This is a genomic window from Catenulispora pinisilvae (genome assembly GCF_015356865.1).
In the GTDB taxonomy this organism is placed as follows: Bacteria; Actinomycetota; Actinomycetes; order Streptomycetales; family Catenulisporaceae; genus Catenulispora; species Catenulispora pinisilvae.
Genome location: NZ_JAAFZA010000318.1, coordinates 1 through 10,276 on the forward strand (window position 1 = coordinate 1; position 10,276 = coordinate 10,276).

Here is a 10,276-nt window from a genome sequence, read left to right on the forward strand (position 1 = left end):
AAAAAGACCCGAACCCCAAACACCCCTAGCGCCGCCACCACCATCGGCGCTTCGGAAGCTCGGCCAGGAACCCGTCGACCCCACGAAACGCGCACGGCAGGTAGCCCTGCTCCGACGCCCAGCAGCCCCTGCCGTCCGTCACCTGCCGCAACAGCCGTGCCGCCCCGTCCAGGCGGCGGCCCAGCCGCTGCACCTCGCCGAGCAGCGTCAGTACCTCGACGGCGGATAGCTTCACATCGTCGCCGGCGTCTGCGGCAGCGGAGAGGTCGGACTCTAGTCGCTCCCAGCCTGGGAATACGTCTGCGGGGTTTGGCACGCGGACGACGCTACGCCGCACTGGAACGTGTGAGCGCGTCGTTGCGGGTTCCCGTCGAGGTGGCCTGGGGTTGCCATCCTAAGTGGGTGCGGGATTGGTTCGATCAAGGGCTTGTTTGTCTCAGGCGTCGTCTCAGGCGTCGACCATGCCCTACCCCGCGACCACCAACACAGCGCTGCCGGCCGGCACGCTGACCCTCGCCCGCGCGCCGGTCACCGGGACCGGTGTCGGAGTGGGCCGGAAGGCGCCGGTGCCGCTGACCGTGGAGCCGGCGATGGTGATCGCCTTGGAGGTGAGGCTCGGTGCGGTGAGGGTGTAGGCGTGTGCCGTTGCTGCCGGGGCCGGGAGGGTGATGGTCGTGGTGATCGGGGCGCTGCCCTTGTTGTCGATGAACACGTTGTCGCCGATCGACCAGGCCGAGACCGCGGCGCCACCGGTCACCGATGCCGTGTGCAGGGGACCCGTTCCGGCCAGTTTCCAGAGGAGTTCGCCGTAGTAGACGCCCTGGACGCCGGTCGGGGTGAGGCCGTTGAAGACGATCGGCGAGTAGTTGATGGGGAACTGGCCGGAGGTGCCGCCGTGGAAGTTGACGCCGGATGCGCCTTGGGCGGCGAGGCCTTCCATGAAGTCCAGGGACCACAGGGAGGCCGCCTCGACGTCGCTGACGCCGGGCGCGCCGCCGTCGAAGTAGGAGTTGGCCTCTGTCATACGCCACTGCGGGATGTCGTTGGTGGACTTGGCCGCGGATATGGCCGCTTCGTCGGTGGCGAAGCTGGTGGGGTTGGAGGCGAGCATGCCGGGGATCGTGGCCGTGGTGTTCTTGCCGATGTACATGTGCATCGACAGCGTGGTCAGGTCGTTCTTCTTTTCGTCGGCGGCGAATTGGGCGTCCCAGGCGCCGTGGCGGTAGGTGCCGGGGCCGTCGAAGGCAGCGGTGGGGACTTTGGCGCGGATGGCTGCGGTGTAGGTGTTGAACGAGGCCTCGTAGGCGGCCTCGCTGTCGTAGACGTTCGGCTCGTTGCCGATCTCGAACGCGGCGAGGTTCTTACCTAGCGCGTGGGCCGCGTATTGGGCTTCGGAGACGGCGTTCGCGGGGGTGTTGGTCTTGAGGTTGATGCCGTAGATGACCTTCCAGCCCGTCGCTTTGGCGAAGGCCGCCAGCTTGTCGACGTCCGCGGGGGCGATCTCCGTCGCCGAGCCGCCGGTGCCGGCCGGGTTCCAGTTCACCCGGTCGACCTCGTTGCCGCCGATCCGGAGGTAGCTGGGGCCCAGCAGGCGGAAGAGGTTGACCAGCGCGGTGTCGTGCGCGTCGAACAGGCCGGCGCCGATGCGGTCCTTCTCGTAGCTGAACCCTGCGAAGCCGGTGCCGACGGTGCCCGCGACGCCGTGGTTCACGGTGATCGACACCGCCACGGCCGCGTGCGGGTCCGGGACCGGGGGCAGCGGTGCCTGGGTCCAGCTCAGGATGCTCTGGTAGGCGGACTCGATGCCGGCGTTCGCGGTGATGGAGGTCGGGATCTGGCTCGGGCTGGTGATCGTGGTGTTGTTCTTGACGGTGACGCCGCCGCCGGTGGTGTAGCCGGCCGGGTTCTCGAAGTAGTTGCCCTCGACGTCGGTCGGGTCGTAGGTGGTGGTGTGGCCCGGGGCGTAGTCGGTGTGGCGGGAGGACCAGGCCTGCGCGCCGGGGTTGTTGTAGACGGCGTTGCCGGTGATGGTCTCGAAGGTGCAGCCGTTGTCCGTGTAGATCACGTGGCCGCTGCCGGTCTGGTCGTGGATGTCGTTGCCGGTGACATGCTCGCCGTCGGCCAGCGAGGTACCGGTGATGCCCTGCGTGTAGATGGCGCCGCCGTCGTTGAGCATGCCCATGTGGTCGAAGATGAGGTTGTCGGAGATGGCGTTGTCGCGCGAGAAGTTCGCCTGCGGCGCCTCTTTCTCCTTGTCCGGCCAGCCGCCCCAGCCCTGGGAGATCGCGGTGTAGGGGGTGTGGTCGATCTGGTTGTGGCTGACCGTGTCATGCGCGGTGTAGCCGGAGTCGATGCCGACGCCGCCGTGGAACTCGGCCGGGACGTCGAAGACGTGGTTGTCGGTGACGGCGTTGCCAGAGGTCTGCGACGCTCCGGTGGCGGTGGGCTGGTCGACGTTGCCGAGCTCGATCCCGTTGCCGGAGACGTCGGTGACCACGTCGCCCTTCACCACGTCGTTCTGCGAACCGTCGCCGAGTGCCAGGCCGGCGGCGCCGAGATGGACGAAGGCGTCGTTCGTGAACTGGACGCCCTGGTCGTAGGTGAGCGAGACGTTGCCGGGGATCTGGGTCCACGCGCCGAAGGGGCACGTGCCCTTCGTATAGCTCGGTGGCGGGATGTGGCACAGACCTTGTGCGGCCGCCCCGTTCGCACCGGTCACCTGGTAGTTCGCCTGGATCTCGGAGAAGCCGTCGCTGGTGCCCTGGGTGTGGAACTGCGGGCCGAGCCAGGTCGCGTAGGAGAACTGGATCCCGGAGAACGCGACGTCGCGCAGCGGGGCCGAGGCCGTGCCGCCGCCGGTGACCAGTTGCTGCAACACCGGCGCCTCGACGTCGGCGGTGCTCATCGTCTCGCCGGGACGCGGGACGTAATACAGCTTGCTGTCACCCTGGTCGAGGAACCATTGGCCCGGGGTCTTCGCGCCGAGGAACTGGAAGGCGTTCTCCACGCTCGTCGGCTGTTCGGTGATCGAGCTGCGGCCCACCAGGTTGTAGGCCCGGCCGTCCGGGAAGGACCCGGCGCGCGCCGTGGAGTTGGTCCAGCACGGCTGCGCCATGACGACGGCCGCGCCGCTGAACGACGCCACCGGGCAGCGCGGCTCGGTCCACGCGCCGAGGCCGCCGCGGTAGACGAACTCCAGCTGCGGCTTGGCGCCGCTGGGGTTGCGCCACGCGGCCATCGTCGAGCCGCCGCCGCTGTAGCCGGTGGAGTCCTGGCCGGTGAGCGCGGCCGGGAGCGTGCCGTTGGCCCGCGAGGCGCGGGCGCCGTCGACGTAGAGCTGCCGGGTTTGCAGGCCCGCCGGGGCCTGCGCGACCCAGATCGGGCTGCCGGCGCTCATCGGCTGCCAGCCGGTGATCTGCGCCGAGCCGGCCAGGACCGGGTGGGCGCCGGTGGCGGCGGTCCAGTGCACGGTGTGGCCGTTGGTGCCGGAGTCGGCGGCGGTGAGGGTCAGGGGGCTGGTCATCCGGTAGAAGCCGTCTTCCAGGACCACGGTCAGGTCGGCGTTCATGTTCTGGTTCAGTGTGCGGACCAGGGCTTGGGCTTTGCCGATCGTCTGCACCGGGGCGGCGGCCGTGCCGGGGTTGCCGTCGCTGCCGCCGGGCGAGACGTAGACCTGGCCGACGATTCCCGCCGGAGGGTGGGAGGTGGCCGGGTGGGACGTGGCCGGGCTCGCTTGGCTGACAGCGGTGAATCCGGCTGCGCCGAGCAGGGATACCGTCGCCGCGGCGGTGATTAGAGATCTGATACCGAGCGGCACAGAGCGCTTCGTCATGCGCCGGAGTCAAGCAAACATCAGAGGTTTCGGCAATGGGGAAGGGAGTTGACTTGAGTTAAACAGGGTTTTGTGGTGATCGACCATCGACTTCCGAGATCATTCATCCGACCCTTGCTGCCCCGCCCTCATCGCAGTACCTTGCGTGGCGGATCGTGTTAGACAACTTTACTACCGGGAGCCGGCAATGGGGCTACGCACGCTGGGAATCAAGACCTGGATCGCGGGCGTCGGGCTGGCGGTCGTGGCCGCGGTGCTGCCGCCGATCGGGGCCGCCGCCCCGGCGCACGCCGAGAACAACGGCGTCGGGCTGACCCCGGCCCTGGGCTGGTCCAGCTGGAGTTCGGTCCGCAAGGACCCGACCGCCGCGAAGGTCGACGCCCAGGCCGACGCGATGAAGGCGTCCGGGCTGGCGGCGGCCGGCTTCCAGTACGTCAACCTCGACGACTTCTGGTACCAGTGCCCGGGGAGTCAGGGCCCGAATGTGGACGCCAACGGCCGCTGGGTCACCGACACCACGAAGTTCCCGGCGTCCGGCAGCACCGACGGGATCAAAGCGGTCGCCGATCATGTGCACGCCGACGGGCTCCAGTTCGGCCTCTACGTCACGCCCGGCGTCTCCCAACAGGCGGTCGCGCAGAACAGCGCGATACTCGGCACGTCCTACCACGTGAAAGACATAGCGACCACGACCGCGGAGAAGAACTACAACTGCAAGGGCATGGTCGGCATCGACTACAGCAAGCCGGGCGCGCAGCAGTTCATCGACTCCTGGGCCGACGAGTTCGCGTCCTGGGGCGTGGACTACGTGAAGATCGACGGCGTCGGCACCCCGGACGTGCCGGACATCCAGGCGTGGTCCAAGGCGCTGGTGCAGACCGGGCGGCCGATCCACCTGGAGCTGTCCAACAACCTGGCGATCGGCAGCGCGGCGACGTGGAAGCAGTACTCCAACGGCTGGCGCACCAGCGGCGACATCGAGTGCTACACCAAATGCACCACGCCCGGAACGCTGACCGACTGGACCCACGTACAGACCCGGTTCGGGCAGGTCGCGTCCTGGCAGCCGGACGGCGGGCCGGGCGCGTTCAACGACTACGACTCGCTGGAGGTCGGCAACGGCTCGGCCACCGGGCTCACCGACGCCGAGCAGCAGTCGCAGATGAGCTTGTGGGCATTGGGATCCGGACCGCTGATCCTGGGCACGGATCTGACGCAGCTGAACGCGACCGAGCTCGGGTATCTGAAGAACCGCCGGGTGCTGGCGGTGGACCAGGACGCGATCGACGCCTCGCGGATCGTGGACAACGGGAACCAGCAGGTCTACAGCAAGAAGGAGAAGGACGGCAGCGTCGTCATCGGGTTGTTCAACTACAGCGGCACGGACTCGACGACGGTCAGCGTCCCGCTCTCGGCGGCCGGGATCTCGGGGAGTGGCACCGCGACGGATCTGTGGAGTGGCGCTTCGCTGGGCAGCGTGAGCGGCACGTATAGCGTGAACCTCGGCCCCGGCGCGGTGAAGCTGATCCGCGTGGTGCCGTCCGGAAGCGGCGGCGGCGGCGTCACGATCGAGGCCGAGGCGGCGGGCAACACGCTCGCGGGGGCGGCGCGGGTCGCGACGTGCGCGGCCTGCTCCGGCGGGCACAAGGTCGGGTACATCGGGAACGGCGCGGCGAACTCCGTGACGATCAACGGGATCACCGAGGCGGCGGCCGGCAGCCACACGCTGACGATCGCGTATCTGGTCAGCGGGAGCCGCAGCTTCTCGATCAGCGTGAACGGCGGGCCGGACGTCGTGGAGACGGTGAGCGGCAGCAGTTTCGCGACGCCGGCCAGCGCGAGTGTGACGGTGCAGCTCAACGCCGGGGCCAACACGATCAAGTTCCACAATGACACGGCTTACGCGCCGGATCTGGATGCGATCACGGTGAGTTGAGGCGAGCCGACCTGGGCGGCGAGCTGATGGGAGCGGACCGCCCTGATCCCGCCGAGCCGGCCTGTTGCTAATCAGCAGGCCGGCTCGGCGCGTGCCACAAGCGCTTCCACCGAAGCGGCCACCTGAGCCGGGTTCGAGATGAGCGACAGGTGGTGCGCGCCCTGGATCACCGTCGGTGCCGGTGCGCCGATGTTCGCGGCCACGGTCTCGGGCGCGTTGGCGGCGAACATCGAGTCCTGAGCCCCGAAGGTGACCGCCTTCGGCAGACACAGTTGTCGCAGTTGGGCCAGCCGGGACGCCGGCAGTCCCGGCCCGCCGATGTTGTCGATCGTGCCCCACAGGCCCTGTTCGGCTCCGGCCACTTGGAGCGGGCGCCGGAACCGCTCGACGCCGGCGGCGTCCAGGCGCGGGCAGGCCGGTCCGCATTGCGAGGCGTAGATGGTGCGGATGGCCCAGTCCGAGCGCAGGACCAGGCGGAGCGCGGAGGTGCGCAGCGGGCCCAGGATCCAGGTGGGCGGGCTCGGGATCGGCAGGCCGTCGCCGTCCAGGAACATCAGGCCGCTGTAGGTGTGGGGCGTCTCCAGCACCGCTTCGGCGGCGACGGCTGCGCCGCTGGAGTGCGAGACCAGGAGCGGGTGGTCGATACCCAGGGCCGTGACGAGGCCGTTGAGTTGGGCGGCCATGTGTTGCGTGGTGTAGGGGGCGACGCGCTGGCTGTAGCCGGAACCGGTGAGGTCCAGGGCGTAGACGCGGTGGTTTTGCGCGAGCAGCGTGGCCAGATCTTGCCAGGTGTCGGAGTCTTCGAAGGCGCCGTGGACCAGGACGATCGGGGAGCCGGTGGTGCCCCATTCCGCGTAGCGGGTGTGGATGCCGTCGGCCTCGACGTAGGCCAGGCCGGGCGGGGGTGCGACGCGGTCGGCGGTGTAGGCGTTGTAGGGAACCGAGAGCATGGTCAGCGTCACGAGCACCACGGCGACGGTCTTGGCCAGGCGGCGCAGGACCCGGCGGTGCCAGGGGCGGCGGGGTAGGTGGAGCGCGTCATCCTGCTCCGGCGGCTCCTCGTGTTGCCGCTCCGGTTCCAGACTCTCGACGCCTGACTCATCCACCGCCATGCCTGCGATCTTCGCTGGCACCGTCGTACTCCGTCGTCGGCCGGAAGAGGGATACCTCGGCTACTCCCTGGAACGTACGAAGGAGTGGGCCGCGGTCACGCCGCCCGACGCGCGGTCGCGATGATCGCCGCGTGCGCCGAATCGGCGACGGCGAGCTCGTCAAGCACCGTGCTTGTCGTCGGGGCACAGGTCGCGGTACGTGAACTCGGCAGCGTTGAGCCGGCCGACCAGGCGGGTGACCGAGCTCTGGTTGAGACCGAGGCGGTCCGCGAGTTCGGTCATGCGCAGCTCGCCCTTGTCGGCCTGGTCGAGGAAGCCCAGTGCCCCGTACTCGGACAGACCTGATCTAAGAACGACCGCGCGCCAGTCGACTGGGCAAATTGCAGCCCGCCGCGAGTAGAAGCCTCGTGGCGATCGGGACGCCTGGTTGTGGACGCGAGACGACCGGGTGCGCGTCGGGACGTCCCCGCCAATGTCTAGTTTAACTCGACATCGTTCGAGTATCATGTTTACATGAAAGCAACATCGCTACAGCTCTACACAGCACCCCGGCTGACCAGCGAGGATGACGCAGTGCTCGCCGAGATCCACCAGATGCGCAAGGAGCTGCGCCACGCGCTCAAGACTCCGAAACGGTGGGAGGGTCGCTTGCGCCGCTCCGCCCGGGCCAAAGCCATTCAAGGCTCCAACAGCATCGAGGGCATTAACGTTGCAGAGGACGACGCGGCGGCCGCACTCGACGACGAGGAACCGCTGTCTGCCGACGAAAAGACCTTTGCCGAAATCAAGGGCTACCAGCGTGCGATGGAGTATGTCCTGTCGCTCGGGTCCGACCGTGAAACGGACTTCGACGTCGCCGAGATCAAGGCAATGCACTTTATGCTACTCCAGCACGAGCCTTCGAAGTCCCCAGGGCATTGGCGCAAAGGCCCCATTTACGTACACAACGACCGCACTGATCAGATTGTGCACGAGGGCCCCGATGCTGAATCCGTTCCCGAACTGATGGGTGCCCTTATTGAAAGCCTGCATACAGGCATCAGTTCTGACCCCGTAGTCCGCTCAGCCATGGCGCACCTAAACTTGGTCATGATCCATCCATTTCGCGACGGCAACGGCCGTATGGGGCGTGCCGTCGCCACCCTTGTGCTCACCCGGTCCGATATTGGGGAACCCACCTTCTCCTCAATCGAGGAGTGGCTCGGAGCCAACAGCGACGACTACTATGCAGCTCTCGCTCACACTGGTCACGGAAAATGGGCCCCACGTCCGGATGCCCATCTGTGGTTGTCATTCTGCCTTCGCGCACATCATATGCAGGCACAGACGGTTGCCCGACGCATCCAGGAGGTCAGCGACGCATGGGTGGCATTTGACGCGATCCGGGAAGGGCTAAAGCTGCCAGAACGCGTCATGGACGCGCTATTTGATGCCTGGATCGGCTATCGAGTACGCCGTGGCGGCTACATGAAAAGGGCCCAGGTCGAGGGGCATACCGCAACTCGCGACCTGGCGCAGCTGGCTGAACTCGGCCTACTTGAAGCCAGCGGGAGTGGGCGTGGCCGCTACTACACTGCCGGTCCGCAGATCAAGGAGATCCGGCAGAAGATCGTTGGCGAAAGGCGCCCCTTGGTTGACCCGTATCCGTGGATGCGTCCAAAACTCGCCGAGGAGATCAATACACAATTTCCTGCGACTCAATAGGGCGGACCCCATTACAAGAATCTGAGTCCAGGCCGCCCCGATAGACAACTTGCGGTCGTCCTGCACTGGGACGAAGCCAAGAACAGCTAATTGGGCAAAGAACAGCTCATCGGTTCGCATAGCTGCCCCAATTCGACGGCAGCCGGCTCGACACCCTAAAGCACCCGATAGATCCGATACTCAATCGTCAGCGTGTCCGCAATCCGCCCCTCAGCGACGAAAACGTTCTGGCTCAGCCACGAGTACGGCCCATCGGCGACCTCGAACTCGGGCACCATGCGCATGTACTGATCGGCCCAGTCCGTGCCGCCGCCGTCGCGCAGCGCACGCAGGAAGGCTTCGCTCGGGCGGATCAAGCCGGTGTCGTAGTGGAACAGGATGGTAGCGCCGTCGTCGGTGGTGAGTTGGACACGCAGGTCCTGGCGGCGCAGGCCGTCCGGGCCCAGGCGCATCCAGTCCGTGCCCGGCATCGCCAGGGTGGCGTCGATGCGGTCGCCCTTGAGGGTGGCGGTGGTGACCTGCCAGCAGAGGCGGTCGCCGAGTGGGGCGCCGGTGGTGGGGGCGAGCGGGCCTTCGATCGTCTCGCGGTAGGTCATCTCGTATTCGAGGTCGATCATGGAGCCGATGGTAGTCGGTGCGCCGGTTCGGTGATCGAGGGCTGCGATCAGCCTGTGGCGAGCACCGTCAGCAGCCGATCCACAATCGCCAACGCCTCGGCCGTTCCCCCACTCGCGCGCACGATCTCACGCCCCGCGCGGAACGCCACGGCCAGCGCCCCGGACGACTGCGTCATCTCCGCCAAGTCGATCGCGGTCCACAGGTGGCTCTGGGCCACGGCCGTGTCGCCTTCGCCGAGGCAGGCGAGGGCGAGCTGGGCCAGTACCAGAGCCAGCTTCTTGCCGGGCTCGTAGCGCGCGGCGGCCAGCGTGAGCGCGGCGCGCGCCTCGGTGTAGCGGCCTAGGGCCAGGTATGCGGCGCCGGACAGGCGCTGGTAGGTGCGGGGCTGGCATACGCCGGGGGCCGGGTCGTCGGCGCTGATCGCCGCCATCGCGCCGCGTGCGGTGGTGAGGGCGCGGTCGCATTCGGCGGCGTTGCCTAGGATCGCGTGGCCTTCGGCTGCGTGCAGACGGGCCAGGGCGAACAGGGCCTCGCTGACCGGTGCGGCGGTGACGGCCGCTTGTACGCACCGCCGGACCCCGGCGCGCGGGTCGCCGCCGTACAGGCCGACGAAGGCCGCGCGCAGGGCCGCGGTGACCTGCATGACCGAGTCGCCGGCCTGGGCGGCTCGGCGGGCGGCGCGGTCGAAGAACTCTTCGGCGGCCGAGGTGTCGCGGCGGCCGGCCGCGTCCCACAGGAGGCGTCCGACCAGCAGGCAGGCCTCGGCTTCGGCGACGTCCAGGTCGCGGCGCCACGGGATCGGGGCTTGGGCGATGGTTCCGACGACGGGGTTGAACGCGAACCCGCCCGACCCGGCCGGGGTGCCGATGAAGCCGTCCATCGCCGCGGGGAAGACGCCACCCGCGCTGTCTCCGATGCCGGCAGCGGCCGCGGCACCAGCAGCGCCGACGCCGACACCAGCAGCGCCGAGGCCGAGGCCAACGCCGACACCGGCAGCGGCAGCGGCAGCGGCACCGGCGCCAGCACCAGCACCAGCAGCGGCACCGATAGCCGCACCACCGCCGGCACCAGCGG

At 68.2% G+C, this 10,276-nt stretch carries 7 protein-coding genes and 1 pseudogene; 2 read left to right on the forward strand and 6 right to left on the reverse strand.

Annotated features, from left to right (window positions below; all coding sequences use genetic code 11):
• Positions 1 to 25 precede the first annotated feature (25 nt).
• Together IZR01_RS44690 and IZR01_RS44695 are read right to left on the reverse strand one after the other, a co-directional pair.
• Entirely contained in the window at positions 26 to 316 is a 291-nt protein-coding gene (locus IZR01_RS44690; RefSeq protein WP_194898673.1) for a hypothetical protein, read from the reverse strand.
• Positions 317 to 466: 150 nt separating this feature from the next.
• Positions 467 to 3,832, reverse strand: coding sequence for a glycosyl hydrolase family protein (locus IZR01_RS44695; RefSeq protein WP_194927375.1), 3,366 nt, complete (start codon positions 3,830 to 3,832; stop codon positions 467 to 469).
• Between the two features lie 187 nt (positions 3,833 to 4,019).
• On the opposite strand from IZR01_RS44695, the gene IZR01_RS44700 reads away from it, so the two are divergent.
• Complete coding sequence (locus tag IZR01_RS44700; RefSeq protein ID WP_194927376.1) at positions 4,020 to 5,768, forward strand: alpha-galactosidase D; 1,749 nt, start codon at positions 4,020 to 4,022, stop codon at positions 5,766 to 5,768.
• A gap of 71 nt (positions 5,769 to 5,839) precedes the next feature.
• On the opposite strand, the gene IZR01_RS44705 is transcribed toward IZR01_RS44700, so the two are convergent.
• Both IZR01_RS44705 and IZR01_RS52755 read right to left on the reverse strand, forming a co-directional pair.
• Positions 5,840 to 6,880, reverse strand: a complete 1,041-nt coding sequence (locus IZR01_RS44705; RefSeq protein ID WP_194898670.1) for an alpha/beta fold hydrolase — start codon at positions 6,878 to 6,880, stop codon at positions 5,840 to 5,842.
• Positions 6,881 to 7,045: 165 nt separating this feature from the next.
• A pseudogene (locus IZR01_RS52755) lies at positions 7,046 to 7,222 on the reverse strand (MarR family transcriptional regulator); the annotation flags it as partial.
• A 171-nt stretch (positions 7,223 to 7,393) separates the two neighbouring features.
• On the opposite strand from IZR01_RS52755, the gene IZR01_RS44715 reads away from it, so the two are divergent.
• On the forward strand, positions 7,394 to 8,584 hold the full coding sequence (locus tag IZR01_RS44715) for a Fic family protein (protein WP_194927377.1): 1,191 nt from the start codon (positions 7,394 to 7,396) through the stop codon (positions 8,582 to 8,584).
• A gap of 155 nt (positions 8,585 to 8,739) precedes the next feature.
• On the opposite strand, the gene IZR01_RS44720 is transcribed toward IZR01_RS44715, so the two are convergent.
• Complete coding sequence (locus IZR01_RS44720) at positions 8,740 to 9,201, reverse strand: DUF3237 domain-containing protein (protein ID WP_194898667.1); 462 nt, start codon at positions 9,199 to 9,201, stop codon at positions 8,740 to 8,742.
• A 47-nt stretch (positions 9,202 to 9,248) separates the two neighbouring features.
• Positions 9,249 to 10,276: hypothetical protein (locus IZR01_RS44725; protein WP_228561285.1), on the reverse strand; the 1,028-nt coding region annotated here is incomplete at its 5' end.

Bases quoted from the DNA above. Each gene is read 5' to 3' on its own strand.
- IZR01_RS44700 (WP_194927376.1), top strand. From the start codon at position 4,020: ATGGGGCTACGCACGCTGGGAATCAAGACCTGGATCGCGGGCGTCGGG.
- IZR01_RS44705 (WP_194898670.1), bottom strand. From the start codon at position 6,880: ATGGCGGTGGATGAGTCAGGCGTCGAGAGTCTGGAACCGGAGCGGCAA.
- IZR01_RS44715 (WP_194927377.1), top strand. From the start codon at position 7,394: ATGAAAGCAACATCGCTACAGCTCTACACAGCACCCCGGCTGACCAGC.
- IZR01_RS44695 (WP_194927375.1), bottom strand. From the start codon at position 3,832: ATGACGAAGCGCTCTGTGCCGCTCGGTATCAGATCTCTAATCACCGCC.
- IZR01_RS44720 (WP_194898667.1), bottom strand. From the start codon at position 9,201: ATGATCGACCTCGAATACGAGATGACCTACCGCGAGACGATCGAAGGC.